Here is a 16,487-nt window from a genome sequence, read left to right as displayed (position 1 = left end):
TAACTAGATCCACCTGCGTCGATCTGCGTTCATCTGCGGTAAAAAATTACACCAGAGGTGCAACCAATGGCAAATACCAGTGCAATTCCCCAACAGCAAAGCGACGATCGCGTTCCCTTAAAAACCTGGATCGGCGTGATGGGAACAATTCTCGGCGCTTTCATGGCAGTTTTAGACATCCAAATCACCAACGCATCCCTCAGAGATATCCAAGCAGCTTTAGGCGCAACTTTAGAAGAAGGTTCTTGGATTTCCACCTCCTATCTAGTCGCCGAAATAGTCGTTATTCCGATTACGGGATGGCTGTCGCAGGTGTTCTCTGTTCGCCGCTACATCTTGGTAAATGCAAGTTTTTTTGTATTCTTTTCCATGTGCTGCGCTTGGGCGTGGAATTTGAGTTCAATGATTGTATTTCGAGCGCTGCAGGGGTTTACGGGCGGCATTTTGATTCCGATGTCTTTTGCGTTTTTGCTGACAAATTTACCGCCCAAAAAGCAGCCGATAGGGATGGCGATGTTTGCCCTGACAGCTACTTTTGCACCATCCATCGGGCCGACATTGGGAGGTTGGCTGACGGAGAATTACGGCTGGGAATATGTCTTTTATTTGAACTTGGTTCCGGGGCTGATGCTGCTAAGTGCTGTGTGGTATGCCGTCGCCCCGACACCGATGCGGCTAGAACTGCTCAAAGGCGGCGACTGGTGGGGAATTGCCTCAATGGCGATCGGCTTAGGTTCCCTGCAAGTCGTGTTAGAAGAAGGCAGCCGCAAAGACTGGTTTAGTTCTGATTTTGTTTTGCGTTTAACCATAATCTCTGCCATATTCCTCAGCGCTTTTTTCTGGATTGAACTAACTCGAAAAAACCCGTTTATCAACCTGCGATTGCTGACTCGCCGCAATTTCGGCTTGGCAACTATTGTAAATATTTCATTGGGGGTAGGATTGTACGGTTCGGTGTTCATTCTGCCCCTGTATTTAAGTCAGATTCAGCAATACAATGCCATGCAAATTGGCGAGGTAATTATGTGGGCTGGCGTACCGCAATTATTCATCGTGCCAATCGTGCCGAAATTGATGCAGCGAATTGATATACGGGTGATGATTGCTACAGGTGTGAGTTTGTTTGCGGTGAGTTGTTTTATGAATGCCAACATGAGTCACGATACGGGTATCGATCAGTTGCGTTGGTCGCAATTAGTGCGAGCATTGGGACAGCCTTTAATTATGGTGCCGCTGTCAACTATTGCCACGGCTGGTATGGAGAAACACGAGGCTGGTTCGGCTTCTGGTTTGTTTAATATGATGCGAAATATGGGAGGTTCGATGGGGATTGCGGCGCTAGCAACTTTGGTGACGCAGCGGCAGCAATTTCACTCTAATCGATTGGGGGAATCTGTTTCTTTGTATAATCCCGCAACGCAGGAAAGAATTAATCAAATGACTCAGTATTTTGTGAGTCGCGGTGCTGATTTGAGCGTGGCGAAAGATCGGGCAATTCAGGCAATTGATAATATTGTGCGCCGGGAAGCTTATGTGATGGCTTTTAATGATTGTTTTTATTTTGTGGGAATTGCATTGCTGGTAAGCGGGATTGCTATTTTGGGTTTTAAAAAGGTGAAACCGGGTGCGGGTGGTGGAGGGGGCGCTCATTGATTATATAGCGCCTCGGCGCACCCTACAAATGTTCACCATTCTTGTTCTGCTTCTGCTTCTGCTTGGATTAAATTTTGCCGCAGTTCCACCCAATTTATTTGATGAGATGGGGAATCTTCGAGGAGTTTTCCGCGCTGTAAATGCAGGACTCGCGTGCTAAACTGTTCGGCTAATTCTAATTGGTGATTGACCATTAAAATTGTGGTTTGATTGTTAGTTAGCTGTGTCAATACTTGCAAAATGTGAGCGGCTTTTCCTGCGTCTAGGGCGGATGTTGGTTCGTCTAAAAGCAAGATTTTGGGTTCCAAAATGATGCCGCGGGCGATCGCCACTAACTGTTTTTGGCCTGTGGAAAGCTGCAATTCGGTGCGATCGAGCCATTCTTGGGGGATATGAAGTTGTTCAATAACCCCGCTAATTCTCTGTGCAATGTTTGATGGAGTCACGCCCCGCAACTTCAAAGGATAAGCCAACGCCTCCCGCACCGACATCCCCAAAAGCTTAGATTCTTGCAAAATTAGGGTGATTTGTCGCCGAAGTTCGATCGCAGGTATTTGTCGGTAATCCCGATTTTCCAGATAAATCGAGCCGCTGGTGGGGCTGCTGAGTCGGTTTAACAACCGCAACAGCGTTGTTTTCCCAGCCCCCGAAGGGCCGACAATTGCGACGCGATCGCCAGAGTGCACATCAAACGAGATATTGTCTAATAAGTAGCTAGAGGCGATCGGTGTTTTCAAACTTACATCATCAACGCGCAATTGAGGAATTGTTTCTGTATTATTTGGTGAATAATTAAGCATTTAATTTATTTAAAATAGGGAATAATTAGTTTTATTGAACCGCGAAGACGCAAAGGACACGAAGGGGAGCATCTCAATGAAAGCAGCCAAGCTAAAAAATGGAGGTAGGAGACAGGAGGAAAGAGGAAAGAGGAAGAAAGAAGGAGTCAAAAGAAGTATTTTTACAAATATGAGATGCTCCCACACGAAGTCAGAATCAGGAAGAAGATCGGAAAAATAATAGCCAGATTTCCAACTTCTTTAAGAAGTCAGAAATCTATCTAATAAATTCATCCGTGTATCCGTGTCCGCATCCGTGTCGTGCCGCTCTTCCTTCTCAAACTTTTACTGTTTTTTCCAATGGAAAACCCAACTGTTCGCGCTGTTCCAAATAAAGCTGAGCAACCCGTCGCGCCAAATTCCGAATCTTGGTAATGTAGCGAGTTCTTTCCGTTACCGAAATCACGCCTCTCGCATCGAGTAAATTGAAAGTGTGAGAACATTTTAACACATAATCAAGACTGGGCAAAACCAATCCTTTTTTTGTCAGTTGTTCGGCTTCTTGCTCGTACAATCCAAACAAAGTAAACAACAATTCAGGATTAGAAGCTTCAAAGTTATAAGTACACTGTTCTATTTCTCCTTGTAGGTAAACGTCGCCGTAAGTTACGCCATCTTTCCACTGAATCTTGGTCATGGCATCAACTTCTTGGAGATACATCGCGAGGCGTTCTAGCCCGTAGGTAATTTCAATAGATACCGGGCGACAATCTATGCTACCGCACTGTTGAAAGTAGGTAAATTGGGTGATTTCCATGCCGTCGAGCCAGACTTCCCAGCCCACACCCCAAGCTCCGAGGGTGGGCGATTCCCAGTTGTCTTCTACAAAGCGAATGTCGTGGTCTTCCGGGCGAATTCCTAATGCTCTGAGGGAGTCTAAATAAACTTCTTGAATGTTGGGAGGAGATGGTTTAATCAGGACTTGATATTGATAGTAATGTTGGAAGCGGTTGGGATTTTCGCCGTAGCGTCCGTCGGTGGGGCGGCGACAGGGTTCGACATAGGCGACTGACCAAGGTTCCGGGCCAATTGCTCTGAGGAAGGTGTGGGGATTCATGGTTCCTGCACCTTTTTCTGTGTCGTAGGATTGGGCGATCAGACAGCCTCGATCGCTCCAGAATTGATTTAAGGTGGCAATGATTGATTGAAAGTTCACTGGTTTAAATAGGGCTAGTATGTATCTCAACTTATTTAAGCATAAAAAAGGCAGGGTTTATGCAAATAAACCCTGCCAAAGTTATGTGAGGTGTAAAAAGTTAGGTCGTTTGAATCGAGTTGTGATTTAGTCTGCGGGAGTGAGGGAAACTAATAGGGTGATGTTGTCAACGCCGATGACATAAACGGTGTCTCCTGGTGTGAGGGTGATTTGGCGATCGCACCGTGCGGGCCACCAGCTACCTTGAAAGCGGACGCGACCTGTTTGATTCGGATAAATCGATTCATCGACGATTGCTTCTTCATTGAAGTAGTGAAAGTTGGTATTGATGTAGTTGTCGATTAACATATTATTTGCTGTGCTGTAGGTGTGGACAGAAAAAATAGAACCGAAAGCTTTTGCTAAATTGAACATTTTACGGACTCCTTTTGTGTTAAAATATAGGAAATTTTTAGATGCTGTTTCTGCTATTTAAAAGGCTGCATTTCCTGATTTTCGATGCTGTGATTTAGTCGGCGGGAGCGAGGGAAACTAACAGAGTGATGCTGTCAACGCCGATGACATAAACGGTATCTCCCGGTGTGAGGGTGATTTGGCGATCGCACCGTGCGGGCCACCAGCTACCTTGAAAGCGGACGCGACCTGTTTGATTCGGGTAAATCGATTCATCGACCACGGCTTCTTCGTTGAAGTAGTGAAAATTGGTGTTGACGTAATTTTTGATTAACATATTGTTGGCGGTGTTGTATCCTTGAGTAGAAAAGATTGAGCCGAAAGCTTTTAGTACGTTGAACATGATATTTACTCCTGTTGTGTTAAAATATATGGATGTGTAATTGTTTATTTCTGCTATTTGAGAGGCTGCATTTCCTGGTTAAGATTGATTAATGGCCTAGATATTTCATTGTTCTTGTCTGTGGTGCTTCCATCCGGAGCAAAAACAAAAACTTTTTGATTTTTTTGGGGATTTGAGCGACGGTTGCGGGGAGTCTAAATTGAGTAATTCCAAGGTATTGAATTAAGGATTTAGCTGTCGCTTAGTTGCTGGGATTTGTCTCACTGGTAGATGTTGTTAGCTACATTAGCGCTTGGCTGATTCCGCATTACTGCTGCTGTGAAGATGTTTTCTTTTTTGATTTGAGGATTTTTTGAATCGGTTGTGACTCGCTTGCTTTACACTTACTAATTTATAAAAAGTCGAAGGTATGTGGTGCGATCGGTCTGACACTTTCCGTCTCTGGTACTGGCACAGGACAGTAAGCAACGGTAAAACAACGATTGATCGATGGTTTGAGGCTAATTCTCTGGCTTGTGGCTGTGCCAATTTAGCAAAGTGGACTACTGCAGGCGGTGAATTCTAAGTTTACGCAATCTCGATCGACCAATCCGGAACATCCGTACATATCTAGTGCGCGACTCACACCATCGCCGATAAAATACCGTTATAGGTTTCTAGTCAGGGCCCAACTCCTCTCTCGTCTGATGAATACCCAAGTCCGAACGATCGAACCGATTTTGCGTACTCAGGCATCAAAAATGCACGCTGAGACTGACGCAGACATCACGAAGCCCTAGGAGTTTTCGATCCGCGCAGCTCGATCGCACCCTGCAATCGCAATTATTCAACAAGTCAAACTTAAAGTCAATTCATAAATTCAGCATCTTAAATTCATAAAAGTCATAATTATCAAGAACCTTCTCGATACTGCATAATAGTTACAGGAATTCTGAATAAAAATTTAGCTAACTGAGACAAACCAAACTTGAATTTCAAGGACTGCGGCAAATCTTGCACAGAAACTGCTACGAAGCCAAAGCGACTGTAAAATGCTGCGAGTCGCTTTCCCAAACATTCTAAATATAGCGGTTCCGTAGCCTGTTGAATTAAATATTGTGTGAGATAGGTGCCCAAACTGCGATCGCGCCAATCCTTCGCCACCACCAAACTACCCAATTCTTGCGCGCCGGAAAAGTTCCGCAACTGTCCGCAAGCAGCCAACTTTCCCTCACATTCGATGACCCAGAATTGCTCCCAGCGCAACTGAGTAGGATCGAGTTTAGCGCTCCAAACTAACATTCTAATTGATTTGATATCTTGTTTCAACGCTGGTCGGATTGTGCATTTTGGGGGTAAGGAAAAATGACTTTCATTCATGATGATTCCTGTTGGCTTTCTCGTTTGGCTTGGGCTTTCAACATCCTTTCTTTTAACCGTGCATTTCTCTCGGCAATTTCGGGATTTCCCTCATACCAAGGCGGAACATCGTCATAATCGGGGATTCCATCATCTATCAGATAGCGCGCGTTGGGTTGCTTGGGATAACCTGCGGCCAATCCTCCAGTACAGATCGCAAATAAAGCTGTATTTTCAGCAGCTTTTAATGCTCTCTTTGCAGCAGGAGAAACTCTCACAATATCGCCGCCCTCAAGTGTCAATAGTTCCCCATCTACAACCATCAAGCCCTTGCCTTCAACTACAATATAGACTTCTTCTTGTTCTGCGTGGCTGTGAGTAAAGGTGTAGCCCTCGCCAGCCGGCAAGCGAATCAAACCTAAAGCTACTCCTTGCAGATTTAGCTGTCGCCAAGGGTTGGTGAGTTGGGGCAAATTCTTAAAATCAAAGTGAGCTTTACTGAATTTATTGTTATTTTCAGAATCTAGTTCCATATTATCTATTTAAGTAGAAGAGGTGTTAATAAAAATTATACCAGCGACGCGCTTCAAAATGCGAAACACTTCGTAACAATCCTTGGCGCGATTACGAACTCATAAGATAAAGCGTACTGCGGATTGTCTTATTTAACCAATTTAATCAATCTGAAGTTGCTGCCATTTGTCAGAAGCCCAAAAGTTGGTCTATCAGGATTGGGGTTACTCAGCTTTTACGGTATCTTCTATCATGGGGTACTCGGCACTGTTAATATACCCAACATTTACTTTGTCTCAATATCGCTTTTCTGCGTCTGTGATTTCTGGCGAATCATCAATCCATTCTCTGAAAAATTGCTCGTCTTCAGACAATTGTAGATTAAATTTTGTTTGGACATCACCGAGTGTCAGTGCTTTTGCTTGAATGCTTTGTGTCATAATTTTCTGTAGCTCTTAGCTAGTTGTAACTGATTGTAGCAGATCGATTGTCGATCGCCCCCAGCAACACCAACGCGCTAAACCGCGCCGGATAGGTACAAGATAATCCCGTTTCTGCTTGAATTTCAGCTATTGCTAACAGCGCATCTGCCTCATTTAAGCGATGAGTGTTAAGGGCGGATCGCGCTCACTTTTGCCCCTACAAAAGCACCCGCCGCCGCCACCATTTCGTACAATTCAACCACTTTCAACAAACTCGGAATCGATACCTGCGGGTGATGCGGCAAGCCTGCTTTTTTACCCAGCCAGTCGTAGATTGCCATGTCGATGGCGGCGCGGGCTGTGGTATATTGTGGCATAATTATAGTTAGGCAAAGTGCCATGCAGCGCGCGCTACATTAACAGGTAAAAAGCTAAGCAAGTAATACCAATCTTCCAAATTAATGCAACAGTATATGTAGGTGTGGATACATCGAAAATTTTTCAAAAAGAGTGACAATCTAATAGCGACGCACCTTACACATTGGGTGAACAAAACAACCCTCCGTTTCACTCCGCCCAACAATTTTATTGTTGCAACATTTTTTATAAATGGTATAAATTCAAGAGGGTAGACTAAAGTCCTTACTGCGAACCTATGATAAAGCAGGACTTATTTAATTGTAAGTCCTGCTAGGCTGCTAAGCGATCATTTTCTAAATTTTATTAAACAGCCTGACTCAAAAATCCGCCTGACCAATTGTCAAATTCTGTGCCAATCTCCTCAGACTGTTCTAGTAGAGGGTTTAGCCTCTCCTCGGAGATTGCAAAGCAGGGGAAACGGTAAAAACCCTGCACCACTTTTTTTGTTTTAACCACGAAGGTCAACCAGAATTAACTTTTATCGCCGCAGTTACAGCATTGTTCGCCAGTCGCTTCCCGGACACCGTTCTCCTATGGTTGGCGATTTATAGGTCAAACAGAAAAACACCTGTTCTGGCTAAAGTTGGTTGTTTATTTATGCTGTATCGTTCTATTCTGTACGATTTTGGAAAAATGTTAGCGGTCGTACAAAAAACTTTACAATTTGCAGCTATTAGACTTTGCCAGAACAGCGAATCAAAGGCAAGATATATGCCTACCCACAATAATTATTGTTTATGTCTCATGCACATTTTGCTAAAAGTCGAAGAAAAGTAAGTGGTTTGTTTTTGACCTATTTGTTGACTGTGGAGCTTATTTGTCGCAGTTGATGTTGAATTCGGTTAAATTCTTTCTGTTCTTCGCTTAGCAAAGTATTGTCGATCGGCGATCGCATATCCCACTGCAATTCAGACAATAACAGCAAACAACCGGCCATAATTATGCCTGTGGTTAGATATTGCCAAGGTGCGACAAAAGGCAATAATCCGATCGCAAATAGATGAGCTAATCCGATCGCGATAAAAGTGCGCGATCGCAAACCGAGTCCAGTACAAAAATAGCCGATCGCGCTCAACCCCAACCACAAATCGCACAAGTGCTGCAACAAACCACCCCAACCCAGAAAAATACTGCAATCCGTCAGCACCAAACCAGTTATCATCAGCATCGCCCAACAATACAGAATCCAGCTAACTCGCTCGACTTTTACCCAAAACAAAGTTAACACAGCCATCCCAGCAGTGCCAATAATCGTCAGTGTTGACCACAGAATCGCCTGAAAGCTCCAACTAAGCGGCACAAATTGAGCCGTGAAAAAAATCCCCGCCGTCACCAAACCCCAAAGCAGAAAAGTTTGGTCAATCCGGGTATAAAATCCTGAGAAAAGAGTAATATTTCCAATTTGCCAGTTTAGTTGCAACAAGCCCGATCGGTCTTGTACGTCGAGATGTTCCTGTTTGCTGCGGATTAGGGGTTCGGAGACGTTGAAAAAGGTCATCCAGTGTGGTTTAAAATATTAGGTTTTGCCTATTGTAACAAAACTACATAAATATTTTAAAAATTTTATTTCATTTTTTCTCATTCCCCGGATCTGCCTGGGGAGGTAGATATCGAGGAACAGCCTCCCCAGAGTCTAAAGCTGGCGACGAAGCTGCGTTAAGTTTAGACTGACACAGCTTAGAATTTTGAGTTTAAGCAAGCCTTCAATACTAATTTTTGGGATAAAAAATGAAGGCAACATTCACAAGCGTTGAGCCATTTTAATTGTCGAGTAAATTGGCCACGTACTTCTGGCAGTTTTTTGCAGATCGAGTTTATATTTCCTGGCGTTGCTGATTTACGGTAGGACAGGTTAAATATGCAATTCATAAAAACTAGCAGAAAGCTTCTGGATTTTGAGATTATTTGTTTCTCGCCCAGCGAGCAAAGTCTCTGCACAATTTAAGGCGGACTTGCACTGGTTTTTTAGCCACTGGATAAATTATATCAAATCCTCTCTTCATCGGAATAGTAAATTCACTGTTGACTGTTAACATCATGTAAGTAGAAAGGCGTAAATATTTGTAGTTGGGATGAGGCAGGAGTCAGGAGACAGAATGCAGGAGGGATTAAGGTTTTAGCCTCATTTATCTTTCTTAACAAAGTTGTGTTTTTCCCCACCGACTTACTTATGAGTGCAACCGGAATTGATATTAGACTGCAATTGCATTGATGCGATCGATTCAAAATTATTTGCGTCAATCAGTGTTAATCTGCCTGAAATCTGCGATCGCTTCATCGGACAAAAATTTATCTTGTAAAATAAACCAACTTTCCTAAAATTTTGTGAAAAAAATTGGCTTAAAAAAGAGGTATTACCTATTGACTTTTCCAGAATTCTTGTGGTATATTTTAGATAATGGGAGTGGTGAGTTAAATTTTAAAAATGTCACCACTCCCATTATTTAATAATACTTCATCGATTACTCAAAGTCAAGCATTAAGCCGAAAAAAAAAAGGCGATTTTTTTTTGATTTCTTCAACTAAAATTAATCTGCGTTGATTACCAATTCCCCATTTCCGTCAATAACTTCGCCGATCGCCCAAGCAGCAATTTCCTGAGACTCAAACCATTGAACGGTGGCTGCGACTTCAGCGCGATCGACCAACAGGACAAACCCAACACCCATATTAAAAGTATTGAACATATCTGCGATCGCAACTTGCCCAGCTTCAGCAATCCAGTCAAAAATCGGCAAACTCGGCCAGCTATCAATGTCAATTTTCACAGATTGATTTGCGCCCAAACAGCGGGGCAAATTTTCCGGCAAACCGCCACCAGTAATGTGAGCCATCCCGTGAATTTTTAAACCGCTGTTAATGGCTGCGAGGACAGGCTTAACATAAATCGCAGTCGGAGTGAGAAGAACCTCTCCCAAACTTTGGCCGCCCAACTCAGAGGGTTGGGAATGCCAATCAAAACCCCTCACGCCCGCAATTTTCCTTACCAAACTAAAACCGTTGCTGTGGACACCAGAACTAGCGAGCCCCACAGCCACATCTCCCACCCGCACCTGCGAACCATCAAGCAACTTGCTTTTTTCGACAATTCCCACACAAAAACCAGCCAAATCGTACTCACCCGCTTGATAAAAACCGGGCATTTCTGCGGTTTCACCTCCGAGCAAAGCACAGCCTGCTTGCTTGCAACCCTCAGCAATCCCTGTCACCACAGCAGCTAATTGTTCAGAATTTAACTTTCCCGTGGCTAAATAATCGAGAAAAAAGAGGGGTTCCGCCCCGGATGTCAGCACGTCGTTGACGCACATCGCCACCAAGTCGATACCTACCGTGTCGTGGCGCGAGAGCTCGCTGGCCAACTTCAACTTAGTCCCAACGCCGTCAGTGCCCGAAACCATCACCGGCTCTTTTAAACCCTCCGGGACGCTGAAAAACCCGCTAAATCCGCCGAATCCGCCCAAAACTCCCGCTCTGTGGGTGCTTTTGACCGTATTTTTGATGCGCGAGACAAAAGCTCTGCCCGCCTCAACATCCACACCTGCTTCTCGATAATCCATAAATCCGCCAAATCGATTTCTAAGTTTTAGTGTATGCCCATAACGGTTAACGCTTAACAGTGGACAAACAGCTTTTTTCAGGCCAAGCATTAGACCCTTCCTCCAAAGGCCTGTCTGAAACAGGCTCGAAAAGCCTCTTCCAGAATAATTATGGGAGAGGTCTAGTACGCAGCAATAAAATCCGGTGAATTTTTGTAAAGTTTTGTAAAGTTTTCAGGAATTGCGAAAACGTCTGCAAACACTGGAATCAAAGCATTATCTGAGACAGAAATTTGTGAAAATACCCTCAATTTTTGGTAAATTTCGTGCTGTGAGCGATCCCCAAGCGCAAAAGTTTGTGGTAGTCTGTTGCAGTTCGTTACCAAAACACAAATTGCGGATCGAGTATGAGTTGTCAAGTATCGGGAAAGTTTCGACCAAAATTTTTGGGGCAGAAGCATAAAAGCACTCAAAGCAGCCCGATACTCTGCTGTGACTCTAGGAGGAATCGCGAAGGGCCAACAGAAAAATCTGTAGCGCCCGATCGCATCTTGGCAAATCCTCCAATCTCGCTTGGCAATGGCTCTTCACAAAAATGGACGTATGAAGGAAAAATTTGTTGGTGGTCTACTCGCTGTCCTGTTAGTTCCTGTCGTAGGAACGGCCTCTTCTTGTCACGCACAAGCAACAGATGCCGTCAAGCAAAACTCTCAGTCCCAGCAAGTAATTGCCACCCAACCGTCCCCGCAGTTAAACGCGAAGCGGGTCGAAGCACAAAAAGTCGGACAGTATCAGTATCAAGCAAGAGCTGAGATTAACCGAGACTCGATCGCCAAAATTCAGTCCCACGACTTAGGTGGGCGACAAGCAGCGACAGTCTACGTGCGAAACATTCCAGTCATCACCTTTCTCAACGCCAGTCCGGAAAAAAATGCCAAAATCGGAGAAACAGGCGACAGCCAAGCCGATGCTCGCAGTCAGTTAAAAATAGCAGACCAAAAAGACAATCCCAAAGTAGGAAACATCGCCAGCAACGCAATCAGCGTCCAAGCAGATCCTGTGTCGCGGGCATCGAGCTTAGCAGCAAGACTCAACCAGCTAGCCCGCAACAACATCGATCCCAACAGCATTACAGTGAAGTGGGAAGAACGAGACCGCTACCTGATCCAGGCAAACGGCGAGGACTTGGTAAACATCAACGCCGAAACCATCCTCCCCGACAGCACCAGCGACTTTAGTCGAGACGCGCTGCAAGTAACCAATCGCCTCCGCCGACTGCTGGGGAACGCTCCACCCCTGGCAGCAGTCGCAGGCCAACCCCAACCAGAACGCCCCCTGCTATCTGTGGGCCCCGTTCAAGTGCGGCTCAACGGCTGGGCTTCCTGGTACGGCCCGGGCTTTAACGGCAACCTCAGCGCCAGCGGCGAGCGTTTCAACCAAAATGATTTAACCGCAGCCCACCGCAACTTGCCCTTCGGAACTAGAGTGATGGTGCGAAATCTCGACAACGGCCGCACCGTAGTCGTCCGCATTAATGACCGCGGCCCCTATGTGGGCGATCGGCTGATTGACTTGTCCGCAGGTGCCGCCAGCGTCCTAGGAATGATCGGCAGCGGTGTGGCGAGAGTGGAAATCGAAGTAATGGAACCGCAGCAGCCAACAACTGTGGGACAGTAAACGGTAGACAGACAGTACAATAAAAGGCCAGATATTGCAGCATTCTGCCTCGCAAAGGGTTTCTGGCCTGCTGCACAAAGAATTAATTTTCTTGTGGAGCCCCCATGAGAGTCCGTTCATCAAAAGCCGATCGAGAATAGACTTGGATTGCATAAGTCCTCGATCTTTCAACCGCAGATTTCAGGTAGATCAACACTGATTGACGCAGATAATTTCAGATAACTTGTGAATGAATGCCAGAGGTATAGTGATGTCAGATATCCGATCGACACTAATATCTGGCTCTCGCGGCCAAAATCGCGCGATCGGGCGGGGCAAACTTGTTGCTAACATCGGTGCAAGATATCAGATGGAACAAATTCTGAGTCAACAAATCTGGCTTCTGTCAAAGGCCTTCAGGAGAATATAACGGTGCGCCTGTTTACTGCGATTGCAGCACTTCGCTGCTACTTAAATTCACAAAAATCTGCTGCACCTCATTTGACAGTCGGTTTAGTTCCGACGATGGGAGCTTTGCACCGAGGACATCTGAGCTTGATCCAGCGAGCAAGACAAGAAAATGCGATCGTCGTGGTGAGCATTTTTGTCAACCCGCTGCAATTTGGGCCGAGAGAAGATTTTCAAGATTATCCCCGGAATTTGGAGCAAGACCGATTGCTGTGTTCGGAAGCTGGGGTTGATGCCATTTTTGCTCCCCCAGCAACGGAAATGTTCGGCAACTCAGGGGTCAATTCCCTACGGGATAGCTTCGCCGCGCGTGCAGAAACACACAAAACCGCCCAAACACAAATTCAGCTTTCATCCTTAACTCAAGTAGTACCGCCGCCGGCGATGACATCAGTATTGTGCGGCCTAGTTCGGCCTGGTCATTTTCAGGGCGTCGCGACAATTGTGACTAAACTTTTGACTTTAGTGCAACCGACAAAAGCTTATTTCGGTCAGAAAGATGCTCAGCAGCTAGCAATTCTCCGCCAACTGGCTGTTGATTTTAACTTGCCTGTAGAGATTGTTGGTTGCCCGATCGCCCGCGAAGAGTCGGGACTGGCGATGAGTTCCCGCAATCAGTATTTAACAGCAGAGCAAAAACAGCAAGCCTGCGCCCTCTACCGCGCCCTGCAACAAGCCTCAAAAACTTTTGCTTCAGGCGACCGCACTGCCACCGCCGCACTTGCTGCAGCGCGCGCCGAAGTCGCCAGAGAGCCTGCTGTCAAGCTCGAATACGCCGAACTTGTCGATCCCGAAACTCTCGCGCCGTTGCAGGTTGTGGAAACAGCAGGACTTTTAGCCGTAGCAGCCAGAGTAGGCTCTACTCGGTTGATTGACAATATAATTCTGCTGAACCGGCGGCCGATTGTGGCGATCGACGGCCCGGCGGGCGCTGGCAAATCCACCGTAACTCGCCAAGCAGCAAAAGCTCTCTCGCTGTTTTATCTGGATACCGGGGCGATGTATCGGGCGCTGACTTGGCTGGCTTTGAAAACGGGGACGCCGATTTCTGACGAATGCGCGATCGCCGAATTAGTCAGTTACAGCTATTTAGAATACAACCTCGATCCCGGAGCTTTGACACTAAAGATTAACGGGGAAGACGTAACCGAAGCAATTCGCAGTTTGGAAGTGACATCCCGCGTCTCAGAAATGGCAGCGATTCCCGCCGTGCGGCAGTTTCTGGTGGAGGAACAGCGGCGCTGTGGCAAAAAAGGCGGAATTGTGGCAGAAGGCAGGGATATCGGCACTAATGTGTTTCCCGATGCGGAGTTGAAGATTTTTTTGACGGCTTCGGTACAAGAGCGATCGCGCCGGCGACTGTTACAACTTAAAGAGAGCGATCGGGCTAATATTAGTTTGGCGCAGTTGGAACAAGACATCGCCCTGCGGGACGAAAAGGACAGCACCAGGGAGGTTGCACCTTTGCGAAAAGCTGCCGATGCTGTGGAAATTCAAACAGACAATCTGACTGCTGACGAAGTGATCGATCGGATTGTCGGCTTGTACAAACAGAGAATCGGCCCCCCACTCACAAAAAGACTTTGATTGATATATAGCCTTTCAATCTCTCATATGAGGTACTATCCGGTATAGGGCATAGGGCATAGGCCTCCGTGGGCATAGGGCATTGGGCATTGGCCCGCGCAGCGCATAGGGCATTGGCCCGCGCAGCGCATAGGGCATTGGGCAAGGCTTCCGTGGGCATACCTCACCACGCTTGAGAACCGCTATAGGTGCAATATTTGAAGTTGAATCAACTTGTAGCGTCAGGAAAAGAGAAGAGTCCGCCTCGTGAGTCCCCCAGAATATAACGAAGACAGTCCAGAATGCTAGTGTCACCTTGAAATCAACTTGTAGGGTGCGTCAGGTGCAACGATCGATATAATTTCGGCTTTCGTGTCTGACGCACCCTAGTAATTGTGCTTAGGAATGAAAATTTAATAACTTAAGCGATTGGCTCGTTACCAGGAAGAGCCTGGTAATGCAGATAGGCGAGGCTCTGCCTCTCTTTAGCCCTGAGCTTCTGGAGAGAGAGAAGTGTGGCAGATGTTTAAGTTATTAAGTTTTCGATCCTTATTTGATGTCGGGTCAGATTACCATAAAAAAAGCGGTTCGTAGTGCGGACTTAAGTCGGCACTACGAAAGCGTACTAAACGGGACAGGCGCGATCGAATCTTATCGCTGTCAACCGTCAATCGGAGACGATATTAAGCATGAGGACTCTTAAACCGGGTTTAGATTTAGTTTTTTAGTTGAGAAACCCAGATTTTTCAAATAAACCCGGTTTAAGAGCGTAAATCCTGTTGAAATTTTGCCGATTTTCATCGGTTAGGCGGTTTTTTGTACATAAGTCTTAAATTTTTTTATCCTGTCGGAGTTCTGCGCGATCGGTTATTTGCAGTATTAGCATTTTTAGACGCAATCCGATTTAAGATAATTCTCTTAAGTGGATTACTAGGACATAGACATAAAATCTCAAATTAACTGTGCAAGGTGCGAAGGAGAGAATGACGTGACAAAATTGAAACGGCTGTTGAGGCGGCGCAAAAATTTAATCGTTGCTTTTACGGCCGCGGCCGCCAGTTTTTTACTGGGCGTGACGTTGCCAATGAACTTGCGGGCCACTGGGCCAGTGACACCGATGCAGTCGCAAGTGTTGGCGGTATCCGAACCCTCAGAACAAAAGCCGATCGCCAATGTTAATGGAATCAAAGGGGCGATCGCCAGTCGAGTTGAATTTTCCCAAAAGGCGATCGCCTCTTTGGAGGAAAAGCGCTTTCAATCAAGCCTGCCCTCCGAGTTGAAAGGTGTAACAATCCGTCAGGCGAAACTCGACTCGCGGCACAAAGCGATCGCCCTGACATTTGACGACGGCCCCTGGCCGACAACAACTACACAAATCCTAGATATTCTCAAGAAAAACAATATTAAAGCTACATTCTTTTGGGTAGGAAGGTATCTGCACACTTATCCCGAACTTGGCAAACAAGTAGTGGCTGCAGGTCACGCGATCGGCAACCACAGTTGGAACCACCAATACATTAAGTATAACGAAGACGGTGCAGCTCGGGAGATCGATCGCACGTCATCGTTAATTGCAGAATTAACCGGGGTAAAAACATCGCTTTTCCGCCCGCCGGGAGGCATTTTAAACAATGGGTTAGCAGCTTACGCACAGAAGAAAAAATATACAGTTGTCCTGTGGTCGGCCGATTCTTTAGATTGGCGGAGTGCTACGCAATCGTTGATGGACAACGTGTTTCGGCAAGCAAATTCCGGCGGCATTGTGTTGATGCACGACGGGGGAGGCAATCGCTCGAAGACGGTACAAGCTTTGCCGAATATTATTGCTAGATTGAGAAAAGAAGGGTACAAATTTGTAACGGTTCCTGAGTTATTGCAGATGCAAGAAGAAGAGTTAAAACAGGAAAAAACAGCAAAGAAATAAAAAATTGGGAGAGTGGAATTAAGCGCCATTTTCCCATTCTTTTTTAAGTAGTACGATCGATTTTTCACAAGGATATAGTCATTTCAAATAAAAAAGAGACACTATTGAGCGCAGTAGGCACAGATAAGTTCATCTAAAGATGTGCCAGCAGGAGCATACATTCTGGCTCGCTTTAAGGCACTAAAATCGTGTTCAATATC

The 16,487-nt window shown here is 45.8% G+C and carries 15 protein-coding genes and 1 pseudogene; 5 read left to right on the top strand and 11 right to left on the bottom strand.

From position 1 onward, the window contains the following. The first annotated feature begins 66 nt into the window (after positions 1 to 66). Positions 67 to 1,653: a DHA2 family efflux MFS transporter permease subunit gene (locus IQ263_RS13585; protein ID WP_194067889.1), complete on the top strand. Its 1,587-nt coding sequence runs from the start codon at positions 67 to 69 to the stop codon at positions 1,651 to 1,653. 32 nt (positions 1,654 to 1,685) lie between these two features. On the opposite strand, the gene IQ263_RS13580 is transcribed toward IQ263_RS13585, so the two are convergent. The 10 genes from IQ263_RS13580 to purM form a co-directional block, all read right to left on the bottom strand. After that, a complete protein-coding gene (locus tag IQ263_RS13580) occupies positions 1,686 to 2,453 on the bottom strand; it encodes an ABC transporter ATP-binding protein (protein WP_194067888.1) in 768 nt (255 codons plus the stop codon). Positions 2,454 to 2,769: 316 nt separating this feature from the next. Beyond that, positions 2,770 to 3,648, bottom strand: coding sequence for a glycine--tRNA ligase subunit alpha (glyQ, locus tag IQ263_RS13575; protein ID WP_194067887.1), 879 nt, complete (start codon positions 3,646 to 3,648; stop codon positions 2,770 to 2,772). Positions 3,649 to 3,774: 126 nt separating this feature from the next. Further along, positions 3,775 to 4,062, bottom strand: a complete 288-nt coding sequence (locus IQ263_RS13570) for an NfeD family protein (protein WP_194067886.1) — start codon at positions 4,060 to 4,062, stop codon at positions 3,775 to 3,777. Positions 4,063 to 4,156: 94 nt separating this feature from the next. After that, positions 4,157 to 4,444: an NfeD family protein gene (locus IQ263_RS13565; RefSeq protein ID WP_194067885.1), complete on the bottom strand. Its 288-nt coding sequence runs from the start codon at positions 4,442 to 4,444 to the stop codon at positions 4,157 to 4,159. Positions 4,445 to 5,335: 891 nt separating this feature from the next. Then, positions 5,336 to 5,803, bottom strand: a complete 468-nt coding sequence (locus tag IQ263_RS13560; protein ID WP_194067884.1) for a GNAT family N-acetyltransferase — start codon at positions 5,801 to 5,803, stop codon at positions 5,336 to 5,338. Next, positions 5,800 to 6,315, bottom strand: a complete 516-nt coding sequence (locus IQ263_RS13555) for a cupin domain-containing protein (RefSeq protein WP_194067883.1) — start codon at positions 6,313 to 6,315, stop codon at positions 5,800 to 5,802. Before IQ263_RS13555 ends, IQ263_RS13560 begins: the two co-directional genes overlap by 4 nt. Positions 6,316 to 6,591: 276 nt before the next feature. Further along, positions 6,592 to 6,735, bottom strand: a complete 144-nt coding sequence (locus IQ263_RS28530) for a hypothetical protein (protein ID WP_228050028.1) — start codon at positions 6,733 to 6,735, stop codon at positions 6,592 to 6,594. A 170-nt stretch (positions 6,736 to 6,905) separates the two neighbouring features. Further along, on the bottom strand, positions 6,906 to 7,094 hold the full coding sequence (locus IQ263_RS28525; protein ID WP_228050027.1) for a hypothetical protein: 189 nt from the start codon (positions 7,092 to 7,094) through the stop codon (positions 6,906 to 6,908). Between the two features lie 836 nt (positions 7,095 to 7,930). Further along, the gene (locus IQ263_RS13540) at positions 7,931 to 8,635 is read right to left on the bottom strand and encodes a hypothetical protein (protein WP_194067882.1); all 705 of its coding nucleotides are present in this window, start codon (positions 8,633 to 8,635) and stop codon (positions 7,931 to 7,933) included. Positions 8,636 to 9,665: 1,030 nt separating this feature from the next. Next, positions 9,666 to 10,694 carry a phosphoribosylformylglycinamidine cyclo-ligase gene (gene purM, locus IQ263_RS13535; protein ID WP_194067909.1) on the bottom strand — a complete coding sequence of 343 codons (1,029 nt, stop codon included), beginning with the start codon at positions 10,692 to 10,694 and terminating at the stop codon, positions 9,666 to 9,668. Positions 10,695 to 10,968: 274 nt separating this feature from the next. Here purM and IQ263_RS28520 point away from each other — a divergent pair, with 274 nt between their 5' ends. The 4 genes from IQ263_RS28520 (at position 10,969) to IQ263_RS13515 (ending at position 16,287) form a co-directional block, all read left to right on the top strand. Beyond that, positions 10,969 to 11,136 carry a hypothetical protein gene (locus IQ263_RS28520; protein ID WP_228050026.1) on the top strand — a complete coding sequence of 56 codons (168 nt, stop codon included), beginning with the start codon at positions 10,969 to 10,971 and terminating at the stop codon, positions 11,134 to 11,136. A gap of 140 nt (positions 11,137 to 11,276) precedes the next feature. Then, positions 11,277 to 12,350 carry a septal ring lytic transglycosylase RlpA family protein gene (locus IQ263_RS13530; protein WP_194067881.1) on the top strand — a complete coding sequence of 358 codons (1,074 nt, stop codon included), beginning with the start codon at positions 11,277 to 11,279 and terminating at the stop codon, positions 12,348 to 12,350. Positions 12,351 to 12,761: 411 nt separating this feature from the next. Beyond that, the gene (locus IQ263_RS13520; protein ID WP_194067879.1) at positions 12,762 to 14,384 is read left to right on the top strand and encodes a bifunctional pantoate--beta-alanine ligase/(d)CMP kinase; all 1,623 of its coding nucleotides are present in this window, start codon (positions 12,762 to 12,764) and stop codon (positions 14,382 to 14,384) included. A gap of 967 nt (positions 14,385 to 15,351) precedes the next feature. Further along, a complete protein-coding gene (locus tag IQ263_RS13515; protein WP_194067878.1) occupies positions 15,352 to 16,287 on the top strand; it encodes a polysaccharide deacetylase family protein in 936 nt (311 codons plus the stop codon). A gap of 101 nt (positions 16,288 to 16,388) precedes the next feature. Here the strand turns inward: IQ263_RS13515 and IQ263_RS13510 are convergent. After that, positions 16,389 to 16,487: pseudogene (locus IQ263_RS13510) on the bottom strand (IS630 family transposase); the annotation flags it as partial.

This window comes from Tychonema sp. LEGE 06208 (assembly GCF_015207505.1).
Lineage (GTDB): Bacteria > Cyanobacteriota > Cyanobacteriia > Cyanobacteriales > Microcoleaceae > Microcoleus.
This window is presented reverse-complemented; position numbering and strand designations above follow the sequence as displayed.

Bases quoted from the DNA above. Each gene is read 5' to 3' on its own strand.
- IQ263_RS13585 (WP_194067889.1), top strand. From the start codon at position 67: ATGGCAAATACCAGTGCAATTCCCCAACAGCAAAGCGACGATCGCGTT.
- IQ263_RS13580 (WP_194067888.1), bottom strand. From the start codon at position 2,453: ATGCTTAATTATTCACCAAATAATACAGAAACAATTCCTCAATTGCGC.
- IQ263_RS13570 (WP_194067886.1), bottom strand. From the start codon at position 4,062: ATGTTCAATTTAGCAAAAGCTTTCGGTTCTATTTTTTCTGTCCACACC.
- IQ263_RS13565 (WP_194067885.1), bottom strand. From the start codon at position 4,444: ATGTTCAACGTACTAAAAGCTTTCGGCTCAATCTTTTCTACTCAAGGA.
- IQ263_RS13560 (WP_194067884.1), bottom strand. From the start codon at position 5,803: ATGAATGAAAGTCATTTTTCCTTACCCCCAAAATGCACAATCCGACCA.
- IQ263_RS13555 (WP_194067883.1), bottom strand. From the start codon at position 6,315: ATGGAACTAGATTCTGAAAATAACAATAAATTCAGTAAAGCTCACTTT.
- IQ263_RS28530 (WP_228050028.1), bottom strand. From the start codon at position 6,735: ATGACACAAAGCATTCAAGCAAAAGCACTGACACTCGGTGATGTCCAA.
- IQ263_RS28525 (WP_228050027.1), bottom strand. From the start codon at position 7,094: ATGCCACAATATACCACAGCCCGCGCCGCCATCGACATGGCAATCTAC.
- IQ263_RS13540 (WP_194067882.1), bottom strand. From the start codon at position 8,635: ATGACCTTTTTCAACGTCTCCGAACCCCTAATCCGCAGCAAACAGGAA.
- purM (WP_194067909.1), bottom strand. From the start codon at position 10,694: ATGGATTATCGAGAAGCAGGTGTGGATGTTGAGGCGGGCAGAGCTTTT.
- IQ263_RS13530 (WP_194067881.1), top strand. From the start codon at position 11,277: ATGAAGGAAAAATTTGTTGGTGGTCTACTCGCTGTCCTGTTAGTTCCT.